The organism is Clostridium sp. MD294 (genome assembly GCF_000364165.2).
In the GTDB taxonomy this organism is placed as follows: Bacteria; Bacillota; Clostridia; order Lachnospirales; family Anaerotignaceae; genus Coprocola.
The window spans coordinates 1878401-1901795 of the sequence record NZ_CP097810.1 but is presented as its reverse complement, the minus strand read 5'-3'; the positions used below and the strand labels follow the sequence as shown (position 1 = coordinate 1901795).

The following is a 23395-nucleotide window of genomic DNA, read 5'->3' as shown; positions in this document are numbered from 1 at the left end:
TTACTATTGACCATAATAAAAAATGGCGAAGAATATAAAATTCTTCGTCAAAATTACTATTTCTTTATCAAAAAATTTTTTAATTTTCTTTTTCTTTGTTGTTTTATTACTTTTCTAGCATAACATAATGCTTTTTGTTCTCCCTGCTCTGCTAATATATGCAAAAGTTTCTCTAAAAGTTTTTGTGAAGAAGGATACATCACATGATATGCTTTACTATTTTCATAATAAAGCAAAGGACTTCTTTGTGTATAATTTTCTTTTTGGTATGTTTTACAAGCTGCAATTCTATCTAAAAACATCTCTACTACATAACATACAGGCATTTTCATACCTATAAAAACAGGGTCTTTTTTTCCGCTATAATCTAGCCAATATTCAAAATGATGTTTATTTCTACCTTTATGATGAAGCCATGAACAAGAATACCCTTTTTGCTCTTTTTCTGCATTATTAGGGCTTCTTGTACCTTGATAATATTTTGCACCAACTAAAAATTCTGTAGGAGCATATTTTGATAAATCATGCAGCAATCCCTGACGATACAATCCTACTGAAAAACAATATTTCATAACAATTAATTTATGTTTTGTTATAGTATTAAAATGTTCTATCCATTTCATAAAACCGCTCTCCTTTTTCTATTAGCATACCACATTTTTGCTAATGATTTCAAGCGGCTTACTATCATTACATATATTTTCTCATATGACGCAATGCACTTTTTTCTAAACGTGACACTTGTGCCTGACTAATACCAATTTCTGTACTTACTTCTGTTTGTGTTTTTCCTTGAAAAAATCTAAGATGAACAATTCTCTTTTCTCTTTCTGTCAATCTTTCTATTGCTTCACTCAGAGAAATATTTTCTAGCCAAAGACTATCTCCATTTTTTTCATCACTGACCTGGTCCATTACAAAAAGTGTATCTCCTCCATCATGATATACAGGCTCAAAAAGTGAAATAGGGTCTTGTATGGCATCTAGTGCCATTACAACATTCTCTTTTGGCATACCTAATTCTTTTGCAATTTCTTCAATAGCAGGTTCTTTTGATTTTTCTGCTGTCAATCTTTCTTTTACTTGCAATGCCTTATATGCTGTATCTCTCAACGAGCGACTTACTCTTATAGTATTGTTATCCCTCAAATACCGCCTTACTTCTCCTATAATCATAGGTACTGCATAAGTAGAAAATTTTACTCCTTGTGTTACATCAAAATTATCTATTGCCTTCATAAGCCCTATACAACCTACTTGAAACAAATCGTCCATATATTCTCCTCTATTAGAAAAACGTTGTATTACACTCAAAACCAAACGTAAATTGCCATAAATATATTGTTGTCTTGCTTCTTTATCACCTTGTAATATTTTTTGAAACAATATTTCTTTTTCTTCATTTTTCAAAATGGGCAGTTTTGAAGTATTCACGCCGCATATTTCAACTTTGTTGACCATTTCTCATGCCTCCTCTTATCTCTTCATTAAAAATGATTTCCAGAGAAGGAAATTTTATACCCAACAAAGCCTGCCATAATATAACAGTCATTTCCAAAGTGAATAATATTACAATATTTTATAGTATAAAATGATTACTTTTTTACATACTATACTAACAAATACTTTAAAATACAATTATAAACTACATTTACTATACAATACTTTTACACTCAGGAGGTACATTATTATGCTTATTATGCGTCAATATGATGGTATTATATCAGCCCAAAATGAAAAAAACAGTACTATATTTAAAAAAACAGTTACACACGGAAGTGTACAACAAACTATAAAACAACAAAATGGCAATTTTATTAACTATGATTATGAATTGATACATCATATGGATTTATTATAATACTACAACATAAAAAAGGAGCATTTTTAAAATACTCCTTTTTATACATTCTATAAAACATATTTATTTTTTAGTTTTCTAAACACAACTGATAAAAATCGTATCCATAACTATCAGGAGCAATACCAATGGTATCTAATAGTTCATTTACGCCTTCTTCCATCAATACATGATAAGCATTATGATAAGTATATAATTGTTCTGCTTTTTGTATCATTTCTGTATATATTTCTAATGCTGTTTTCTTTTCTGCTTCATATGTTATTGTTTTATATGCCTCCTGTTTTATCAGCTCTTTTAGCTCTATTAAAGTATGCCCCCATTGTTTTTCTAATGTTTCTAATTCTTTTTTGGCATCTTTACCTAACTGCACCAATTTTGCAAAATCTTCATGTGTTGCTTTTACGCAGCGAATTGTTTTTATTTTACCATCAGCTGTAATATTTTCCACAATAATGCCCCCTTTTAAATTGTTTTTGTACTACTTTAACAATACAAAATTTTCATAAAAAGGTCAACTATTTTTTTATATTATTTTTCTTCTTTCCATTTCATACGAACAATAGCTGTATTATTTGTTTTAAAACAGCTAAAAACAGTAAATCCCATATTTTCATAAAATTTAAGAGCCTTTACATTTTGTTTATTTACATCTACCCACATAACATCATAATTTTCTACAGCAAAAAGCAATAGAGCCTTATCAACACCTAATTTCCAATATTCAGGTTTTATAAAAAACATTTCTATTTTTTTATTTTCTAAAGCAATAAAACCCATTATAGTATCATCTTTTTGTTTGGCAATAATAAGTGTTTGCATATTTTTAATCGCTAGTTTTACCAATGGTCGCAATTTTTCAATATTTTCTTCTTTTAAAAAGGAATGTGTTTTTCTAACAGCATCTTCCCAAATTAAAATTAAATTCTCTACTATTAATTTTTTATTTGCTGTCACTTTTTCTAAAATCATAAGTAATTCCTTTCTTTGCACCGATATAGCAAAACATTGATGTTATAGCATACCTCTCCTTTTTATCATTATATGCTTTGTTTTGATAGCTGTCAAATTATATCATTTTATTCATCTCTTTTTTTAATCTACCTATAATTTTCTTTTCTAATCTTGAGATATAAGACTGAGAAATTCCTAATAAATCTGCGACTTCTTTTTGTGTTTTTTCTGTTGTTTCTGGTAATATGCCAAAACGCATTTCTACAATTTTTCTTTCTCTTTGACTTAGCTTTTCCATTGCCTTTGATAATAAATCTCTATCAACTTCTTCTTCAATATCTTTATAAATTACATCTGCATCTGTCCCCAATATATCAGACAAAAGCAACTCATTTCCTTCCCAATCTACATTTAATGGCTCATCAATAGAAACTTCTGATTTTGTTTTACTATTTCTTCTTAAATACATTAGTATTTCATTTTCTATACAGCGAGAAGCATAGGTAGCTAATTTTATTTTTTTTTCAGGATTAAATGTATTAATTGCTTTTATCAATCCAATTGTTCCAATAGAAATTAAATCTTCTACATTTACACCTGTATTTTCAAATTTTCTAGCTATGTACACTACAAGACGAAGATTTCTTTCTATCAATACAGATTTTACTTTTACATCATCTTCCCCTCCTAACTGCTCTAATAAAATCGCTTCTTCCTCTGTTTTTAATGGTGGAGGAAAAACATCACTTCCCCCTATGTAAAATATACCACCTAACTTTTTACGCCATTTTCTCCAAATACAACCTATATCATATTTTATCTGAAACAATAAAAATTTCATTTTTTTGCCTCCTCGTTTTATGTAAGTATTTCAGGACTCATCAATCCATCATATCCTTCAGAAAAAGAACCGCAATAAATGCCAAGAGAAATATTACTTTTTATATTTCCTTCTATTTCTAGTATTTCTGGTTCAAACACAAGCAAAAGTCCATTCTCTTTTCCTAAACTAGAAAAAGGAACAAAATGCAACGACAACATTTTCTCTTTCTGCAACACATATTCATAAAATTTTTGTTGATTTTGATATTCTTTAAAAAAATAAATTTGTGTTTCTTTTGAAAATAAATTTTTTATGGCAGGAAAGGCTGCTACAATGACATCATTGCCAGAAAAAGGGTCTTTTAAACTATTTCCTGTATCAATAAGCATACGCAATGGTATTTTTATTCCCTTTTGTTTTAATACAACAGCACAATAAGCTCTTCTATTTATAACATTTATTTTTATCCAATTCTCCCCTAATTTTATTACAATGTAAAAAAAACAAATCGTTGCTATCAATATTTTAATAGGAAACTGTTTTGTATTTAATATAAAATAATTTCCTATTGTTGCCATGCCTGTGACAAAAAACAATGCAATCGCCACACCACCTATAGCAAATGCTACAATATTGCCAATCAAAAAATATTGCAACAATACCTTTATTGTTTTTGGAAAAAATACAATTTCTATTCCTATAACAAAAAGTATCATACCTCCAACACCATGACAAAAAAAAGAAAAAACTGGAAAAATCAAAGCTATGCAATATATCAGTGACAAAAAAAGACTACCCAGAAAAATACGTTTATAACAAACTTTATTTTTTTGCAACACAGCAGTTATCCATAATATGAGAAAATCCATACAAAAATTGACTAGAAATACAATGTCACCATAAATTGTTACCTCCACAAAACGCCTCCTTCTTTTCTGTCTTTTAAAGGCTCTATTGTTATTATAGGTAAGTTTGTGCAAGTTTTTTGTCAAATACGCTGTTATTTTACAAAAATTATAGTATAAATATTGACAGCACCACTCAAAAAAAGCCAGCATAAATACTTTTTATTGTTTGCTGACTTTTATAATACAATATATATTATGATTTTATTATTTTTTTGCACAAAAAAAGGAACGGTTTATTTTCCCTTTTCCTCTTTTTGTTTTATTATTCTTTTTGTTAAAATCTTTTTCTTGTTAAAAAATCTGGTATTTTAATTTCAGACTCAAAATCATCTAAATTACCAAATCCTCTTGGTTTATTTTCTTCTACAGCTTGTTGAGGCTGTGGTACTTGTTGTGGTTGTTGTTGCTGTTGTACAGGCTGTGATGACATTCTTTGTTGTGGCATTACACGTCTGCTAGAAAATGATTGTTGCTGTTGTTGAGCAGGTTGTGGCTGTGGTTGTGGTGCTGGTGTTTCCTCATCTTCTAATCCTGTTGCAATTACTGTTACTACAACCTGGTCTGTTAAATCTTCATTAATTGTTGTACCAAAAATGATTTCTGCTTCAGGGTCAAGTGACTCTCTAATCAATTCTGCTGCTTCTTCTGTTTCCAAAAGACCTAAATCACTATCACCACTGAAATTAATAAGTACACTTTTTGCACCTTCTATTGTTGTTTCTAACAATGGACTTTGTATTGCTGCTTTTGCTGCAACCTCTGCTTTATTTTCTCCAGATGCTTGTCCAATACCCATATGAGCAATTCCTTGGTCAGCCATAATAGTACGTACATCTGCAAAGTCCAAATTGATAACACCTGGTTTAGAAATCAAATCTGCAATTCCTTGTACACCTTGTCTTAATACTTCATCTACTTTTTTAAATGCTTCTGTCAATGTCGTTTTCTTATCTATAATGCCCATAAGACGTTGGTTAGGAATAATTACAAGTGTATCTACATTTTTCTTCAATTCCATAATGCCTCTTTCGGCATTCGCCATTCTTTTTTTCCCTTCAAAATTAAAAGGTTTTGTTACAACACCTACTGTTAAAATACCCATTTCTTTCGAAATAGAAGCAATTTTTGGTGCTGCACCTGTTCCAGTACCTCCGCCCATACCAGCAGTAATAAACACCATATCAGCACCTTTTAAAGCTTGTGCTACTTCTTCTTGTGTTTCTTCTGCTGAGCGTTCTCCAATATCAGGATTTCCTCCTGCACCAAGACCTTTTGTTAACTTTTCTCCAATTTGTATTTTAACAGGTGATTTTGAGTCTATCAACTGTTGACTATCTGTATTAACAGAAATAAATTCAACGCCATCTAAACCATCTTCAATCATACGATCTACTGCGTTATTGCCTCCGCCACCGACACCAACTACTTTAATTTGTGCCATGGTATTGCTACGTGGAATATCAAATTCGAGCAAAAAAATCCCCTCCTAGAGTTTCAGAATTACATAGAGTAATTTTTATTATACATGAAAAAAACAGATAGTACCATACCTAATTTTGTATTTTTTTGTTCTTTTTTCACGTATTTTCATTTTAATACATATTACTATAGAAAATAGTATCATATAATATATATCAATATATACTATTTATTTCGCGAATTGCTTATTTATACTATAATATGTCTTTCTACTATCTTATCTCTTTTTTCATTTTTATTCAATACAAAATTAGTAATATTGTAAAATTTTTTTATTTTATAATATTATAATTGCTATATTGTAAAACATATTTTATTTTATCAAGACAAATATCGAAATACAATAGGACGACTCATGTCACTCAAATCTAATACTCCCCTATCCTTTTCTGGTATTGTACTCAATATTTGAGCAAGATAAGCCATTTTTTGCTCACAATTTTCAATACTACCAAAACGTATTTCTATTTGATTGATACTTGCTGTAATATTTTCTGGGTCATTGACATCTATTTCCATAATATTATTGAGTAATTCATATTTTGTAATCATTTGAGAAATCAATACAACAACATCAAATGACTCTTTGTTTTTTGCATCTAGCAATTCCCCTAATCGAAATTGGTCAAATTTTAAGCCATATACTACAGGCAATGCTTTTTTTGTTTCATTTTGCACATCTAATACTCTGCCATATTCATCTATGTAAAGGTATGCCCCTGCATAAGGTACATACCCTCTTACTTTTCTCTCATCAATATTGATATAAATGGTACTAGGAAGTTGTGCTATAATTTCTGCAGTTTCAATATAGTTATTTTCATTTAAAATTTCTGTTGCCTTTTTTTTATCATACAAAAATATATTTGCTCCCGTTTTTAGCCCTATGATATTACAAATATCTTCATCTGAATACTGTTCCATTTCTGTTATCTCTACTATTTTTACAGAAAAAATTGGGGAAAATATAATACCTACACCACCTAAACAAGCTACAAGTAATATCATTATAAATTTCAAAGACAATTTTTTTCTTATTTTTTTCTTTTTATTTACAGTTTTTTTTCTGTTATAATTTCTTTTTGTTTTTTTCAATTTATACTCACCTTTTTTTATTCTTCTAAAAAAATAGATGCTCCTAAAGAAGTTAACACTTTTTCTATTTGTTCATATCCTCTTTGTACATAACAAGCATTTTCTACTACTGTTTCTCCTTCTGCTACCAATCCAGCCAATATCAATGCAGCACCACATCTCAAATCTTTACCAGAAACATAAGCCCCTTTTAAACTTTTTACGCCCTTTATAACAGCCGTTTGTCCTTCTACTGTAATGTCTGCCCCCATACGACACAATTCACTGATATGTTTAAATCTTGCCTCAAATACCGTTTCACTAATAATACTTGTTCCTTCTGCTAATGTCAATATTGACATAAACTGCGGCTGCATATCTGTTGGAAAATCAGGATAAGGCCCTGTGTGTATTTTGGAAACAGGCTTTATTTTTTTTGGTGCTTTTAAATAAATACTATTTTTTTGCTCTTTTATAAAACAACCTGCTTCTCCTAGTCGAAGTAAAACCTGCCTCATAGTATCTGCACAAATATTTTTTAATTCAATTTCTCCTTTTGTAATTGCTGCACCACATAAAAATGTACCTGCTTCAATTCTATCCGATGATACATGATATTCTGTACCATGCAATGATTTTACACCTTCTATTACGATACATTTTGTACCTGCACCTTTTATATTTGCTCCACATTGATTTAAAAATGTTTGCAGTTCTACTATTTCAGGTTCACACGCTGCATTATATATTGTAGTATATCCTTTTGATTTTACAGCTAAAAGAATACAATTTTCTGTTGCTCCTACACTTGGAAAATCTAAATTGATTTTTGTTCCAATACATTTTTCACCATCACAGCACAATATTCCTTTTTGTTCTTCTATCTTGATACCCATTTCACGAAAGGCTTTTAAATGTAAATCAATAGGACGCATACCAATTTCGCAGCCTCCAGGATAACCAATATTTGCTTTACAAAATCTACCCAATAAAGCCCCCATAAACAATATAGAGGAACGCATTTTTTGAACACTCTTACTATCAATATTTTCATTTTTACAGTCTTTTGTATTAATAACAACCGTTCTATTTTCTTTTTTTACAACACAACCTAATTGTTTTAACATTTCTAATGTAAAATGTACATCAGAAATATTAGGGCAATTATGCAGCACAGTTTCCCCCTCTGTCAGCATAACTCCTGCTAATATAGGCAATATGCCATTTTTGCTACCTTTGACCGTTACCGTTCCCTTTAGAGCATGACCGCCTTCTATTCTATATTTACCCATTGTATGCCCCTCCCAAAAGTATCAAATCATATTTCATAGTATGCAAAATCAATAAAAGCGTTCCATTTACACAAATGTAATTTCATTGTATACTTGTATCAAAAAAGGAGGATACTGTTATGAAACAAAATATATTAGACATAAAAGGCATATTGGTAGGACAAGCAGAGGATAATAAAGGAAAAACTGGTGTTACTGTAGTAATTGTTCCAGATGGTGCTGTTTGTGGTGTTGATGTTAGAGGTGCTGCACCAGGTACAAGAGAAACAGATTTACTTGACCCTGTTAATGCTATGGAAAAAGTTAATGCAGTAGTACTTTCTGGAGGTTCTGCTTACGGTTTAGAAGCTGCAAGTGGTGTTATGCAATATTTAGAACAAAAAGGTATTGGTTTTGATGTAGGCTGTACTGTTGTTCCTATAGTACCTCAAGCAGTATTATTTGATTTAGCTTATGGAGATTGTCATTGTCGTCCTGATAAAAAAATGGCTTATATTGCTTGTGAAAATGCCAATAATGAAACATTAAAAGAAGGCAGTTTTGGAGCAGGTTGTGGTGCAACTGTAGGTAAACTATACGACATGGAGTGTTGCACAAAAAGCGGTATAGCCAGTTATTCTCAAACGCTTGAAAATGGTATTACTGTTTCTGCTATTATTGCTGTTAACGCATTTGGTGATGTTATTGAAAATGGAAAAATTATAGCTGGTACAACAAATAAACAGAAAACTGCTTTTATTGACACAGAAAAAACAATGCTTGAAATGGCATATCCTCCTGCTTTTCACGGAAAAAATACCACAATAGGCATTATTGCTACAAATGCTGCACTTACCAAAGCAGAGGCTAAAAAAGTCGCAGGTATGGCTCATGACGGACTTGCTAGAGCAATCAGACCTGTTCATACACAATTAGATGGAGATACTCTTTTTTGTTTGTCTACCGGCGAAATACAATCTCCTAAACCTATTGTAGATTTAATTGGTACATTAGCAGCACGTGTAACAGAACAAACTGTAATACGTGCTGTAAAAAAAGCAAATGAACATACTATATAACATATAGTATAACTGTTGATTTTTATAAAAAACATACAATACAATAGTATACAATATATATCAATACTACTAATATATACTGATATGTATTGTATTTATTTATAACATTTTAATAAAAAAAGAACAGTATATCATATACTGTTCTTTTTTCTCTCCCCTCCCCCACCAGCTATATTATTATATTTTTTGTAATTTTAATATTTCGTCAATAATATTATGTGCAACTTCTTCTTTTGACATCAATTCTAATTCAATTTCTTCTTTTTTAGAAATCATTGTAACAACATTGGTATCTGTGCCAAAACCAGAACCACTTACTTTTAAATTATTTGCCACAATCATATCTACATTTTTTTTGTCTAATTTTATGCGGGAATTTTCAAGCATATTTTGTGTTTCCATAGAAAAACCACACAAAAATTGTCCTTGTCTTCTATGTTGTCCCATATATTGCAATATATCCACTGTTCTATCAAGAGCAATGCTCATTTCTCCCTCTTTTTTCTTCATTTTTTCATCACTGACAGTACAAGGTTTATAGTCTGCTACCGCTGCTGCTTTTATAATAATGTCATTTTCAATAAATCTTTGTTTCATTGCTTCAAACATATCTCCTGCACTTTTGACATCTACCACTGTTACAAAAGGAGGTTTTTGAAGTGCTGTCACACCACTCACTAATGTGACATCTGCACCTCTAAGCATACACGCTTTTGCTAATTCATAACCCATTTTTCCCGTAGAATGATTTGTAATATAACGTACTGGATCAATACTTTCTTGTGTTGCTCCTGCTGTTACAATTACTTTTTTCCCTATAAGGTCTTTTTTATAAGCAATTTCTTTCAAAATATAATTTACTAATACTTCTTCACTTGGCAATTTGCCATCGCCAACATCTCTACAAGCTAACATACCACTTTCTGGTTTGATAACTTCAAAACCATATTTTTTTAATTTTTCTATATTGTCCTGCACAATTTCATTATGATACATATTTGTATTCATAGCAGGAGCAACTATTTTTTTACATTGACAAGCTAATACTGTCGTTGTCAACATATCATCTGCTAAACCATTTGCCATTTTTGAAATAACATTTGCTGAAGCTGGTGCAATCAACATAATATCTGCTCTTTTTGCCAGTGAAACATGAGCTACATGAAATTGAAAATTTCTATCAAATGTATCTACCATACATTTATTTCCTGTTAATGTTTCAAATGTAATAGGCGTAATAAAATTTGTTGCATTTTCTGTCAATATTACATGAACATCACAACCCATTTTTACAAGCATACTTGTTACATTTGCCATTTTATAAGCAGCAATACTGCCTGTTATACCTAACAAAACCGTTTTACCTTTTAACATAAAAACACCCTTTTCTTTTATTCATATTGATTTAAAAATAGATTGAAAACATTATAACAAATTTTATCTATTTTTCGCAACAAAAAAAGCAGACAAAAGTCTGCCTTTTACTATTCGTATTTTTTATTTTAAAACACGTCTTGCTGTTACATATGTACTTTCACTATAAGCATCTGTCATATCTGATATAATAACACCTGATTTATTTCCTGATGAGGAATGAATATATTGGCCATCGCCAATATAAATACCAACATGAGAAATACCACCATTTCTATCTGTATCAAAGAAAACTAAATCGCCAGGTGCTAAATCAGCTTTTTTTACTGCTACACCATTTGATGTCATACTAGCAGAACTTCTATTTAATGTTACACCAAATTTTTGCATTACTGCATAAACATAACCAGAACAATCTACACCACCATTTAAATCTGTTCCACCCCATACATATGGAGTACCTAAAAATTGTTTTGCATAAGAAACAACATCATTTGCTTTACTAGAAGGTGCTGGTAAAACTGTTTTAGTATCTGGTTTTTTACCTGTTCTTAATGATACATATTCTGTGCTGACATAACCTGTTGTACCTTCTGCTGTTTTGATTTTTAACCAGTCTGCACCAGACTGCATTACATCAAATATTTCTCCACCACTTAAATTTTCTAAAACATCTCCATTTGTAGATGCAGAACTTCTCACTCTTAAATAAGAGTCTGCAATTACAACGCCATAAGTTGTCTTTTCATTGCTGTTAGTATCTTCTACTTTGTCAGAAACAGTTTTTTCTGGTTCTTTTTGTTCTTCTTTTTTCTCTTGTTGTTTTGTTTGTTCTTCCTTTATTTCTTCTGTAGCAGAAACACTAGGAAGATATGTAAGCATATCGCCATTTAAATAATCTTTGCTAATATAGGCATTTCCATTATTGTATGCTAATTGGTACCAACCATCTAATTTACCTATTACAGTAATAACATCACCGTCATTTACTGTTTTAATAATATCACTTTTGGTATTGCTACCAGTTCTGACATTGATATTTGTTCCTTGTACTTTTCCCTCTGCTCTTGTTATATCAAAATAGTCAGCAGAAACATAAGCATTTTGATTTCCGTTAAATGTAACCTGATACCAATCTCCATCTCTACCATGAAGAACAAGCTCTGTTCCTTTATCTGCTGTTCCTAATATTTCAGAACCCATATTTGCTGCAGAACGTATATTCACACCATCATCATTTATAGAACCACTTGCTGCTGCAAAAACTGTTGCTGTACTTAACACACAAATACTACTTACTGTCATTAATATTCTTGTCCAAACTTTACGCTTACCCATAATAAAATTTTTCCTCCAAAATATACTTATTACGTATTTGTTACAACTTATTATATTCAGTCTTAATAAAGTTGTCAAGAAAAATTTATGAAATATTAAGAATATTACTTTTATATGCTGCATATATTGAATTTACTAGCTTTTTGCACTTTTTAGAAATGTGTTTTTTTACAAAATACAATGAAAAACGATAAATTTGTTACACAAATGTAATAATTCGCATAATTCTTTTTATAAAAAATCTCTCTGTTAGTCAGTTTACAGAGAGATTTTTTTATTTACATTATTTTTTTGGTAATTATTTCAGTTTTTCTAACTCTTCCTCTAATATTTTTGTGACAATAGCAGGATTTGCTTTTCCTTTTAATTGTTTCATACATTGTCCCATAAGGAATTTATTTACTTTTTCATTTCCTTCTTTATATTGTGTAATAGAATTTGGATTTTCTTCAATCACTTTTGCTACTACTTCTTTTACTGCACTATCATCATTTACCATCTTTAAATTGTGTTGTTCAATATACTGTTCTGGTTCTATATTATCAGAAAACATTTTTTCAAATACTTCTTTTGCTGTATTTCTATTTACAACACCATTTTTTACAAGTAATATCAATTTTCCTAAATTTTTCGCATCAAATGAAATATCCTCTGGCAATGTACTTGTTTCAGAAGCAAGACGAAGCACTTCTCCCATAATCCAGTTAGAAACTTCTTTTGCATTATGACATACTTCATACGCTTGTTCAAATATTTTTACAAGGTCTTTAGAGCCTGTAATAATATCAACATCATATTCAGGTAATTTATATTCAGATAGATATCTCGCTTTTTTTGCTTCTGGCAATTCTGGTAAAGATTGTCTTACTCTTTCAATCCATTCATCATCAATTTCAATAGGCACAAGGTCAGGCTCTGGGAAATATCTGTAATCTTGTGCATTTTCTTTGGAACGCATAGCATAGCTTGCTCCTTTGTTATCGTCCCATCTTCTTGTTTCTTGTATTACTTTTTTACCTTCTTGTATCAATTCAATTTGTCTAGCTCTTTCTCCTTCTATTGCTCTAGCAATCGCCTTAAATGAATTGATATTTTTCATTTCTGTTCTTGTACCCAATTCTTTAGAACCCACTGGTTTTACAGAAAGATTTACGTCTGCTCTCAAAGAACCCTGTTCCATTTTACAATCAGAAACGCCTGTATATTGTAATATTGCTTTTAATTTTGTCAAATAAGCAATGACTTCTTCTCCATTAGAAAAATCTGGTTCACTAACAATTTCTAAAAGAGGTACACCACAACGATTATAGTCAACTAATGTACAATCGTCCCAAGGGTCATGTATCAATTTTCCAGCGTCTTCTTCCATATGAATTTCTTTAATACGAATGGATTTTTTTACACCATTTACTTCTATATCAATATGGCCATTTTGGCAAATTGGCAAATATAATTGTGATACCTGATATGCTTTTGGCAAGTCAGGATAAAAATAATTTTTTCTATCAAATTTATTATATCTTGTAATTTCACAGTTTGTCGCCAAACCTGTTCTAATTGCAAATTCAACAACTTGTCTATTTAAAACTGGCAGTGTTCCAGGCATACCACTACACACCTCACAAACGTGTGTATTTGGCTCACCACCAAATTCTGTAGAACAAGAACAAAATATTTTTGTGTCTGTAGCAAGTTCTGTATGCACTTCCAGACCTAATACAGTTTCAAATTCCATTTTATTATTCCTCCTTTCATTTAGGTGATTTTGTATGAAAATCAGTTGCTTTTTGGAAGGCAAAACCTGCATTTAATAATATTTCTTCACTAAAAGCTTTTCCAATTAACTGCAATCCAATAGGAAGCCCTGTTTTATCAAATCCGCAAGGTACTACAAGTCCTGGAAGTCCTGCTAAATTAACAGAAACAGTACAAATATCACTCAAATACATTTTTAATGTATCTTTAAAACTTTCTCCTATTTTTGGTGCTGTAGTAGGTGCTGTTGGTGTCAAAAGAAAATCATATTTGCTAAAAGCATCATCATAAGATTGTTTAATAAGTGCTTTTACTTGTAATGCTTTATTATAATACGCATCATAATAGCCACTACTTAACACAAATGCTCCTATTAAAATCCTCTTTTTTACTTCTGAACCAAATCCTTCGCTTCTGGATTGATAATACAAATCTACTAAATCATCATATTTTTCTGCACAATGACCATATTTAATACCATCGTATCTTGACAAGTTACTACTTGCTTCCGCACAGGCTGCAATATAATAAGCAGGAATAGCATACTTAATAGTAGGCATTTTAAATTCTTCTATTGTTGCACCAAGACTTTCATATACTTTCGCAGCACTATAAATCGTTTCTTTTACATCTATATCTATACCTTCTCCAAAAAAGTCTACAGGAATACCAATTTTTTTACCTTTCATATCTTCACATAATGTAAAATTAGGTGCTGCTTGGTTCACTGATGTACTATCTTTTTTGTCATGTCCTGCAATTATTTTATAAATTTCAGCAACATCTTCTACATTTTTTCCCATAGGGCCAATTTGGTCTAATGAAGAAGCATAAGCAATCAAACCATAACGGGATACTGTACCATAAGTTGGTTTTAAACCAGTAATACCACAGTAAGATGCTGGTTGTCTAATAGAACCGCCTGTATCAGAGCCTAATGTATAATATGCTTCTTGTGCAGCAACCGCTGCAGCAGAACCTCCACTACTTCCTCCAGGAACGTGTTCTACATTCCAAGGATTTTTAGTAATGCCAAAATATGATGTTTCTGATGTACTTCCCATAGCAAACTCGTCCATATTTGTTTTACCAACTATAACTGCACCTGCATATTGCAATTTTTGTACTGCTGTTGCAGTATAAACTGGTTTAAATGTTTCTAACATACGAGAAGAACAAGATGTTTGCATACCTTTTGTACACATATTATCTTTTACTGCTGCTGGTACACCTGCTAAAGGTGTATTCAATTCTCCACTATCTATCTTTTTTTGTACTGCTTCTGCTTCTGCCAATGCTTCTTTTTCACAAACAGTAACATAGCAATGATATTTTTGTTCTTTATTTTGAATATTTTCCAAAATAGCTTTTGTTGCTTCTACAACGCCAACTTCTTTTGACTTTATTTTTTTGCCTAGCTCCAATGCTGACAGCTGACATAACTCCATACTTTATACCCTCCTATTCTACTGCTTTTGGCACTTTGAAACAGCCTTCTTTTTTATTTGCGGCATTTAATATAACATATTCTCTTTCTATAGAAGGCTGTACAGCATCTTCACGAAATACATTTTTTACTGGAAAAGCATGGCTCATTGCTTCAATACCTGTTGTATCTAATTCATTTAATATATCCATATATTCTACAATTTTATTGATTTCTTGTTTTGTTTTTTCCCTTTCTTCTTCTGAAATATGAAGACGAGCTAGTATTCCAATATAATCTAACAATTCGTCTGTAATTTTCATATCTATAACATTCCTTTCTTTGTACTATTATGGTTCTAATCTGCTCATATCCCTTGGGAACATAGTAGCTACACGTACATTCGTTTCATCTAATAACTTCATACAAAGTCTTTCTAAACCAATGCCCCAACCGCCATGAGGTGGCATACCATGTTTGTGTATCATCAAATAACTCTCAAAATCTTCAGCATTTAAACCTTTTGATTGCATTTTTGCTACTTGTGTATCATAATCATGTATTCTTTGTCCACCTGTTGTAATTTCCATTCCTCTAAACAATAAGTCAAAGCTCAATGTAAATTTATCATTTTCTGGGTCGTCCATAGCATAGAAAGGACGTTTTTTTACAGGGTAATGTGTTACAAAAACAAATTCACTATTATATTTTTCTGCAAACAATTTAGAAATCAGTTGTTCTTCTTCTGGTTCTAAATCATAAGGGTCTTTTATTTTTCTATTATATTCTTTTGCAATCATTTCTTTTGCATCTTTAAATTTCACTGTAGGGATAGTATCAATTTCTGGTATAGGTACATTTAATATTTTTATTTCTCTTGCATACTCTCTTTTTAATAATTCCATAGTATATTTCAATGCACCTGTTTCTACTTCCATTAAATCTACAAAACTATCAATAAATCCCATTTCCATATCAATGCCAATATATTCATTCAAATGCCTTGTTGTATTATGTTTTTCTGCTCTAAAAACGTGACTGATTTCAAATACTTTTTCATAAACACCTACAAGCATCTGTTTATAAAACTGAGGACTTTGTGCTAAATATGCTTTTTTACCAAAATAATCTAATTTGAATATATTTGCACCGCCTTCTGCACCACTTGCTACAATTTTAGGTGTATTGATTTCAGTAAAGCCATTTTTACTAAAATATTCTCTAAATCCTCTAATAACACCTTCTTGTATTTTAAATATTGCACGTTCTCTATTATTTCTCAATGTAATAGGACGCTGTGCAATATTTGTTTCTAAAGACATTCCTAATTTTCTTTTAGAAAGATTGATAGCAGGAGCTTCTTTAGGCTTTGTTAATACTTCTGCATTTAATAAATGAATTTCAAAGCCACCTGGTGCTCTTTCATCTTTTTTTAGTTTTCCTTCTACATTAATAGACATTTCAACACCTAAATCTTCTAATGCAAAATTAGACTCTTCTTTATTAAACACACATTGTACTAAACCATCTCTTTTACGTAATGTTAAAAATCCAAAATCTCCCATATTTTTAATGGAATAAACCATACCATGTGTTTTTACAATAGAATTATCTTCTGCTTGCATTAAATCAGAAAATTCCATATCTTTTGCTTCACAGCTTCCTGTTACAAAATCCATTTTTTTATTCTCTCCTTTATCACTCAATGTCACAGTATCAAAATTTGACACTTTAAAACTATCTTATAAGATACCATAATTTCACAGCAAAAGCAATGCTATTGTGTTGAAAAAGATAGTACTAGTATAACACTTCCTCTATAAAATGACCATTTTTATAAAAAAGTTGTCCGTCTGCATAAATTTCACCTTGCTGTTTCATGTCATTTATCATATCCCAATGTATTGCTGACTCATTTTTTCCACCAGCTTCTTGAAATGCTTCCCCTATAGCCATATGAATAGAGCCACCTATTTTTTCATCAAATAATATATTTTTTGTATGCTTTTGTATGCCATAGTTTGTACCGATTGCTACTTCTCCAAAATAACGAGAACCCTCATCTGTATCAATATAAGAAAGCAAGTCTTTTTGTTTTTGTTCATTTTTACAGCTTGCTTCTATTATTTTACCTTGTTTTACTACTAATTTTACTTCTTCAAATTCATGCCCATTTATAATAGATGGATAAGAAAATGTAATATATCCATTAATATCATTTTCTACAGGAGAGGTAAATATTTCTCCATCTGGAAAATTTTCTTTTCCACAACAATTTATCCATTTTCTTCCACAAATATTTACTGTAATATCTGTATCTTTTGAAATAATATGCAGTTGTTTTTTAGTGTTTAAATATTCTACCCATTTTTGTTGATAGCTTTCTATTTCTTTCCATTTTTCAACAGGATTTTCTGCATCTAAAAAACCTGCTTGATACACAAAATCTTCATATTCTTCTAAACTCATACCTGCATTTTGTGCATCACCATTTGTAGGAAATTGTGTACCACACCATTTTAAAGAGCCTTCTCCCATTCTTTTAGAATAAATTTTTCTATTTTGCTGATTTGCCAATCTTCTCATTTTCAATTTTTCACTGTCCACATTTTGAAATGTTTTTACATTATCACTTCCCCACGCACTAATCCAAACATCACTTTTTGCACATTCTCCAAAACGAAAATTAGGCTGTGCAATTTGTGTGTCATTTCCTTCCTTCACAATCATAGCATCTACATTAGGCATATCTACAAAATAACGTACAATTCCTCCTGCTCTAACTGCTGCTCTTGCAACTGCCTGTATAAAAGGTAGTGCACAATCTTCTGCTGAAATACAAACATCATCTCCTGCTTTTACTCCTGTAGAATATTTTACAAGCACATCTGCTAATTTTTCCAGTCTTTCATCTCTCATGTCGTTATTCCTTTCTTTCATTTTTATTTTTTTCAGTATAGCACTTAGCAAAAAAAGTCACAATGTATATTTTATAAAATTTTTCTTGACTTTTTATTATGCTATATGTATCATAAAAAAATAAGAAGAAATGATGACAGAAGACTATTAAAAAAGCTCTTTGTGTACAGAGAAAAGGCGTTTGCTGAAAGCCTAAACAAATCTTTTTGAACCTACTTCTTGAGTTCTGTGCTAAAACACAGCGTTACCTACGTTATAAGGTATAGAGTGGATAATATTTATTATTATCAATAAGGGTGGTACCGTCGTGACTTGACCCCTTTTATAAGGGAAGCAAGTCTTTTTTTATGCCCTTGATGATATTTTAATCAAATTAGGAGGAATGAAATTATGGTAAAAGAAAAAAAATTAGTAGAAGCAATTACTGATATGGAAAAAGATTTTGCACAATGGTATACTGATGTTGTAAAAAAAGCTGATTTGACAGACTATTCTCAATTAAAAGGTTGTATGATTATACGCCCTTATGGCTATGCAATATGGGAACTCATACAAAAACAAATGGACGAACGTTTTAAACAAACAGGACACGAAAATGTATATATGCCTATGTTTATACCAGAAAGTCTTTTGCAAAAAGAAAAAGACCATGTGGAAGGTTTTGCACCAGAAGTTGCTTGGGTAACACATGGCGGAGAAACTGAATTACAAGAAAGAATTTGTGTACGTCCTACTTCTGAAACATTATTTTGCGAACATTATTCTAATATTATACAATCTTACAGAGATTTGCCAAAACTTTACAATCAATGGTGCTCTGTAGTACGTTGGGAAAAAACAACAAGGCCATTTTTGAGAACAACAGAATTTTTATGGCAGGAAGGACACACTGCTCATGCTACTGCAGAAGAAGCACAACAAGAAACCATTAAAATGTTAAATGTTTATGCGGACTTTTGCCACGATGTACTAGCAATTCCTGTTATAAAAGGAGAAAAAACAGCAAAAGAACGTTTTGCAGGAGCAAAAGCAACCTATACTATTGAAAGTTTAATGCATGATGGCAAAGCATTACAATCTGGTACAAGTCACAATTTTGGAGATGGTTTTGCAAAAGCATTTGAAATACAATACACAGACAAAAACAATCAATTACAATATGTACATCAAACTTCTTGGGGCACAACTACTCGTTTAATTGGTGCTATTATTATGGTACATGGTGACAACAGTGGTCTTGTACTTCCTCCAAAAATTGCACCTACACAAGTGATTATGATACCTATTGCACAGCATAAAGAAGGTGTATTACAAAAAGCAGAAGAATTAAAAACTATGTTATCTAATGTTTGCAGGGTAAAATTAGACGATAGTGATAAATCTGCTGGCTGGAAATTTAGTGAATATGAAATGAAAGGTGTACCAATTCGTTTAGAAATAGGCCCTAAAGATATTGAAAAAAATCAAGTTGTGTTAGCTCGTCGTGATACTGGTGAAAAAGAAATTGTTTCTATAGATAATTTACAAGCAAGAGTAAAACAACTTTTAGAAGAAATACAATACAATTTATTACAAAGAGCAACAGAGCGTCGTAATTCTAAAACATATGTAGCAAAAACAATGGAAGAATTTGAAAAACAAATCAATGAAACACCTGGATTTATTAAAGCAATGTGGTGTGGTGACCAAGCCTGTGAAGATGCTATAAAAGAAAAAACTGCTGCAACTTCTCGTTGTATTCCTTTTGAGCAGGAACATATTTCAGATACTTGTATCTGCTGTGGTAAACCTGCCAAACATATGGTTTATTGGGGTAGAGCTTACTAAAAATAATATTAATTTTAAAAAGAGAGGTACTTCAGTATGAAAAAAACAATTTTATTTGTGATTTTACAACAGTATGCAGATTGGGAGGCCGCTTATATAGCATCTGCAATCAATATGTTATGTCAAGGACAATATGATATTAAAACAGTATCATTGTCAAAAGATTTTGTACAGTCAATAGGTGGATTTAAAGTATTGCCTGATTATGATATTTCATCTGTACCAAATGATTATGAAGCTCTCATTTTAATAGGCGGAATGACGTGGAGAAATGAAAATTCTAAACAAGTGAAAACACTTGTAAATGACTGCCTTCAAAAACAAAAAATATTAGGAGGTATTTGTGACGCATCAGCTTTTTTAGCTACAACAGGTGCTTTAAATAATGTAAATCATACAAGCAATGACTTAAATGACTTAAAACAATGGGCAGGTTCTATTTATACAGCAGAAAATAAATATATTTCAAAACAAGCAGTTAGAGATAAAAACATTATTACAGCAAACGGTACTGCAACTATGGAGTTTGCAAAAGAAATTTTATTTGCATTAAATATAGCCAGTGAAAAAAGCATTATAGAATGGTACAATTTCCATAAATTAGGTGTATATACTGCAGCTATGCCTAGTATGTAATAAATAACACTCAAGCCTCAAGTAAAGTCTTGAGGCTATATTTATAAAAAAGGATAAATGTATAATGATACAAAAATTAAAATTATTACAAAATACTGTACAAAATAATAAATATATTGTTGCTCTATTTACAACATTTTGTTTTATACTTCCTTTTCTGTTTTTTGGAAATATTAGCTTTTATATTTGGAACGGTGATTTATTAGATTTTGGAGATTTTTTTTGGACTGGATTTTATAGCATAGTATTTCATTTTACACTATTTCGTCATTGCAAATTTTTACGAACGGCAAGATTTTTATTTAATATTTTTAATTTGTGTATTTTAGTAAGTTTTTATATTTTTGGTATTTTAATGCAAGGAGTATATGGAATTTTTTCAATGCTGGTCATTTCTATCATACCATTTGGTAATACATTAATATTAATTTAATTATGTAATAAAAAAGTTTCACTCACCTAAAATATCAGCAAATTATTAGGTGAGTGATAATTTATTTTTTATTCTCCTGCTGCAATCAAAAAATAATACATAGGTGCCAATATACGAAATCCTTCTTCCAATTCTTTATAAAAGTCATCACGATACAATGTTTGAAAGTCTTTACTTGTTTTGATAAAACTAATACTTTTTCTATTCAACCAATTTTGCAATTCTTTAGGCTGTTCTGCAAAACGATTTCTTTTATAAAATTCTCCATCTATTTCAAATAAATTTTGTTTTTCATATGCTTTTTTTGCTTCTAAAAATCGTTTATCTTCTTTTAATATCAACTGACGAAGCATTTCCATTTGTTTTGGTGGTGCTTCATAATATCCACAGCCATATCTAAAAAACGTAGGACAAAATTCTATAAAAAATACAGGAGAACTATATTTCTTTTTATCTCTCGCAAAAACACACCACATAACATCTCTATACAATGTTTTATCTTTTGAAAATCGAATATCTCTATATACTCTAGAAATACTTTTCCCTATTTTAGGTATTACAATAAGCAAAGGGTCAATTTCATGAAGTGTTTTTTCTAATTGCTCTACTAATTCTATCATAGGTATTAATACAAATTGTTGAAATTCACTTTTATGTTCTATATACCACTCACGATTATTTTTTATTCTATTTTCCCACAAAAATTCTAATGTTTTCTCAGAAATAGCCATACGATTACTCCTTATTTGTTTTTAATTCGCTGCAAGAAATCTGTGGATGACAATAGCGTTGTTTTCCTACTGTCGCTTTTTTCCACTCTATTGCATTTTTAGGACACCAGTGCAGACACGCAAGACAATTTTCACAATGGTGTTGAAAAATAGGTTTACCATCTTTCAATATAATATTATTAGAAGGACATACTTGCTGACAAATACCACATGAAATACAATCGTTTGTTATATAAAATCCATTATCACTATTAGGGTATTCTTTTAAATATAATTTGTAAAATGCTTTTGAAATAACACCTACTTTTGGTATATTATTTTTTTGTTTTTTGGCAACTGCTTCTGCAATTTTATTTGCTTTTTTATTTTCAGATTGTACTAATTTTGCTATAGATTTTTGTCTTATACGATATTTTGTAATGTTATTTGCTACAGTTCTAATCGTTTTTCCAAAATTTAGCTGTTGTCCTTTTTTATTTAATATATCATTTAATTGCCCTAATGCTCCCCCGCTGGAAAGCCCACAAGTTGTTACAGCAAATATATAAGGATTTCCTTCTATTTTCAATTTTTTAGCAAAACGTGCTACCAATGCTGGCAATCCCCAATAAAATGTAGGATATACAAATCCAACAACATCTTCATTACACACTATTGATGTCTTATTTGTAATTTTAACAACTTCTGCATCTATTTTTTTCGCTATGATTTTTGCTGCTTGTAAGCTATTTCCCGTTGCTGAAAAATAATAAATTATTCCACTCATAAAAATTCTCCTTTTTTCTGTTTTTGTTTTGTAACAATATCTGTAAATAGTGCATTTGCAGATATAGAATTTTTTAATAAATTTTTACAATCTCCTTCATACAATATTTGTTGTGTTGTAAGCATTGCAGTAATGCCATGTACTAATGCAATCATAGCAATTAGAGCATCTAAACGCTTTTGAGGAGGATATTCTATTTTTTCCATAATATCAAATGCTGCTTTTTTAAAAATATTACAAGGTGTATAATTATTTTTTAATATTCCATTTTCTGTAAAATCAAATTGTATTCCTGATTTTCCATATAAAAATGTAAAATATTGTTTATGCTCTACAAAAAAAGAAATATACGCATTTCCTAAATAAAGCATAATATCTAAATCATTTTTGTGTTGTTGTATTGTTTGTTCTAATACTTGTGTAAATTGTTTTGTAACGTGTTGTTTCATTGCTTCTATAAGAGCCTCTTTATTTTCAAAATGGCTATAAGGTGCGGCATGACTTACACCACATTTTGTTGCTACTTTTCTAAGTGAAAAATTCTCCTGTCCTTGTTCATTTAGTAAAGCAATACCCACTTCAATCAATGTATTTCTTAAATTGCCATGATGGTATGGTTTTTGTTCCAAATTATCACCTCCAAATATTGACACTGTAAAGATAATATCACAGTATCTTTACACTGTCAATATTTATTGATAAAAAAACACCTATCATTATGATAAGTGTTTCTTTTTATTT

The 23395-nt window shown here is 30.6% G+C and carries 24 protein-coding genes and 1 other annotated feature; of the genes, 5 read left to right on the top strand and 19 right to left on the bottom strand.

Features of this window, described 5'->3' with window-relative positions; all coding sequences use genetic code 11:
* Positions 1-56: 56 nt before the first annotated feature.
* Both C820_RS09595 and sigG read right to left on the bottom strand, forming a co-directional pair.
* Positions 57-623: a DUF5662 family protein gene (locus tag C820_RS09595; RefSeq protein WP_004034442.1), complete on the bottom strand. Its 567-nt coding sequence runs from the start codon at positions 621-623 to the stop codon at positions 57-59.
* A gap of 67 nt (positions 624-690) precedes the next feature.
* Positions 691-1461: an RNA polymerase sporulation sigma factor SigG gene (sigG, locus tag C820_RS09590; RefSeq protein WP_004034443.1), complete on the bottom strand. Its 771-nt coding sequence runs from the start codon at positions 1459-1461 to the stop codon at positions 691-693.
* Positions 1462-1690: 229 nt separating this feature from the next.
* Between sigG and C820_RS09585 the strand changes: the two genes are divergently transcribed.
* Positions 1691-1861, top strand: a complete 171-nt coding sequence (locus C820_RS09585) for a hypothetical protein (protein WP_004034444.1) — start codon at positions 1691-1693, stop codon at positions 1859-1861.
* Positions 1862-1931: 70 nt separating this feature from the next.
* Here the strand turns inward: C820_RS09585 and C820_RS09580 are convergent, their stop codons facing one another.
* The 7 genes from C820_RS09580 to murA all read right to left on the bottom strand — a co-directional run bounded on the left by C820_RS09580 (position 1932) and on the right by murA (position 8391).
* A complete protein-coding gene (locus C820_RS09580; RefSeq protein ID WP_004034446.1) occupies positions 1932-2312 on the bottom strand; it encodes a hypothetical protein in 381 nt (126 codons plus the stop codon).
* Between the two features lie 80 nt (positions 2313-2392).
* Positions 2393-2833 carry a GNAT family N-acetyltransferase gene (locus tag C820_RS09575; protein WP_004034447.1) on the bottom strand — a complete coding sequence of 147 codons (441 nt, stop codon included), beginning with the start codon at positions 2831-2833 and terminating at the stop codon, positions 2393-2395.
* A gap of 97 nt (positions 2834-2930) precedes the next feature.
* Positions 2931-3656, bottom strand: coding sequence for an RNA polymerase sporulation sigma factor SigE (gene sigE, locus C820_RS09570; RefSeq protein ID WP_004034448.1), 726 nt, complete (start codon positions 3654-3656; stop codon positions 2931-2933).
* A gap of 17 nt (positions 3657-3673) precedes the next feature.
* Entirely contained in the window at positions 3674-4555 is an 882-nt protein-coding gene (locus C820_RS09565; RefSeq protein WP_004034449.1) for a sigma-E processing peptidase SpoIIGA, read from the bottom strand.
* 265 nt (positions 4556-4820) lie between these two features.
* The gene (ftsZ, locus tag C820_RS09560) at positions 4821-6020 is read right to left on the bottom strand and encodes a cell division protein FtsZ (protein WP_004034452.1); all 1200 of its coding nucleotides are present in this window, start codon (positions 6018-6020) and stop codon (positions 4821-4823) included.
* A 326-nt stretch (positions 6021-6346) separates the two neighbouring features.
* Positions 6347-7120, bottom strand: coding sequence for a cell division protein FtsQ/DivIB (locus C820_RS09555; protein ID WP_004034454.1), 774 nt, complete (start codon positions 7118-7120; stop codon positions 6347-6349).
* A gap of 17 nt (positions 7121-7137) precedes the next feature.
* Complete coding sequence (murA, locus tag C820_RS09550) at positions 7138-8391, bottom strand: UDP-N-acetylglucosamine 1-carboxyvinyltransferase (RefSeq protein ID WP_004034455.1); 1254 nt, start codon at positions 8389-8391, stop codon at positions 7138-7140.
* Between the two features lie 119 nt (positions 8392-8510).
* Here murA and C820_RS09545 point away from each other — a divergent pair, with 119 nt between their 5' ends.
* Positions 8511-9449 (top strand): P1 family peptidase, encoded by a 939-nt coding sequence (locus C820_RS09545; RefSeq protein ID WP_004034458.1) that lies wholly within the window; start codon positions 8511-8513, stop codon positions 9447-9449.
* Positions 9450-9626: 177 nt separating this feature from the next.
* Here C820_RS09545 and coaBC read toward each other — a convergent pair whose 3' ends face one another.
* The 7 genes from coaBC to C820_RS09510 form a co-directional block, all read right to left on the bottom strand.
* The gene (gene coaBC / locus C820_RS09540) at positions 9627-10823 is read right to left on the bottom strand and encodes a bifunctional phosphopantothenoylcysteine decarboxylase/phosphopantothenate--cysteine ligase CoaBC (RefSeq protein WP_004034459.1); all 1197 of its coding nucleotides are present in this window, start codon (positions 10821-10823) and stop codon (positions 9627-9629) included.
* 123 nt (positions 10824-10946) lie between these two features.
* A complete protein-coding gene (locus C820_RS09535) occupies positions 10947-12161 on the bottom strand; it encodes a C40 family peptidase (protein WP_004034460.1) in 1215 nt (404 codons plus the stop codon).
* Positions 12162-12459: 298 nt separating this feature from the next.
* A complete protein-coding gene (gene gatB, locus C820_RS09530; RefSeq protein ID WP_004034461.1) occupies positions 12460-13896 on the bottom strand; it encodes an Asp-tRNA(Asn)/Glu-tRNA(Gln) amidotransferase subunit GatB in 1437 nt (478 codons plus the stop codon).
* Between the two features lie 16 nt (positions 13897-13912).
* The gene (gene gatA / locus C820_RS09525) at positions 13913-15364 is read right to left on the bottom strand and encodes an Asp-tRNA(Asn)/Glu-tRNA(Gln) amidotransferase subunit GatA (protein WP_004034462.1); all 1452 of its coding nucleotides are present in this window, start codon (positions 15362-15364) and stop codon (positions 13913-13915) included.
* Positions 15365-15377: 13 nt separating this feature from the next.
* Positions 15378-15665, bottom strand: coding sequence for an Asp-tRNA(Asn)/Glu-tRNA(Gln) amidotransferase subunit GatC (gatC, locus tag C820_RS09520; protein WP_004034463.1), 288 nt, complete (start codon positions 15663-15665; stop codon positions 15378-15380).
* A 27-nt stretch (positions 15666-15692) separates the two neighbouring features.
* Positions 15693-17021, bottom strand: coding sequence for an aspartate--tRNA(Asn) ligase (gene aspS, locus C820_RS09515; protein ID WP_004034467.1), 1329 nt, complete (start codon positions 17019-17021; stop codon positions 15693-15695).
* A 121-nt stretch (positions 17022-17142) separates the two neighbouring features.
* Positions 17143-18261 (bottom strand): aminopeptidase, encoded by a 1119-nt coding sequence (locus C820_RS09510; RefSeq protein ID WP_004034469.1) that lies wholly within the window; start codon positions 18259-18261, stop codon positions 17143-17145.
* Between the two features lie 124 nt (positions 18262-18385).
* Positions 18386-18585, top strand: a binding site (T-box leader).
* A 66-nt stretch (positions 18586-18651) separates the two neighbouring features.
* On the opposite strand from C820_RS09510, the gene proS reads away from it, so the two are divergent.
* From proS to C820_RS09495, 3 genes are all read left to right on the top strand, one after another.
* Positions 18652-20088, top strand: coding sequence for a proline--tRNA ligase (gene proS, locus C820_RS09505; RefSeq protein ID WP_004034471.1), 1437 nt, complete (start codon positions 18652-18654; stop codon positions 20086-20088).
* Positions 20089-20124: 36 nt separating this feature from the next.
* Positions 20125-20724, top strand: coding sequence for a type 1 glutamine amidotransferase family protein (locus C820_RS09500; protein ID WP_004034473.1), 600 nt, complete (start codon positions 20125-20127; stop codon positions 20722-20724).
* A gap of 64 nt (positions 20725-20788) precedes the next feature.
* The gene (locus tag C820_RS09495) at positions 20789-21157 is read left to right on the top strand and encodes a hypothetical protein (protein WP_004034475.1); all 369 of its coding nucleotides are present in this window, start codon (positions 20789-20791) and stop codon (positions 21155-21157) included.
* A gap of 68 nt (positions 21158-21225) precedes the next feature.
* On the opposite strand, the gene C820_RS09490 is transcribed toward C820_RS09495, so the two are convergent.
* The 3 genes from C820_RS09490 to C820_RS09480 are packed head-to-tail and all read right to left on the bottom strand — an operon-like array spanning position 21226 to position 23283.
* Positions 21226-21888: a DUF2461 domain-containing protein gene (locus C820_RS09490; RefSeq protein WP_004034477.1), complete on the bottom strand. Its 663-nt coding sequence runs from the start codon at positions 21886-21888 to the stop codon at positions 21226-21228.
* 4 nt (positions 21889-21892) lie between these two features.
* On the bottom strand, positions 21893-22654 hold the full coding sequence (locus tag C820_RS09485) for an EFR1 family ferrodoxin (RefSeq protein ID WP_004034479.1): 762 nt from the start codon (positions 22652-22654) through the stop codon (positions 21893-21895).
* On the bottom strand, positions 22651-23283 hold the full coding sequence (locus C820_RS09480; protein ID WP_004034481.1) for a TetR/AcrR family transcriptional regulator: 633 nt from the start codon (positions 23281-23283) through the stop codon (positions 22651-22653). The genes C820_RS09485 and C820_RS09480 overlap by 4 nt, the downstream gene beginning before the upstream one ends.
* Positions 23284-23395: the final 112 nt, after the last annotated feature.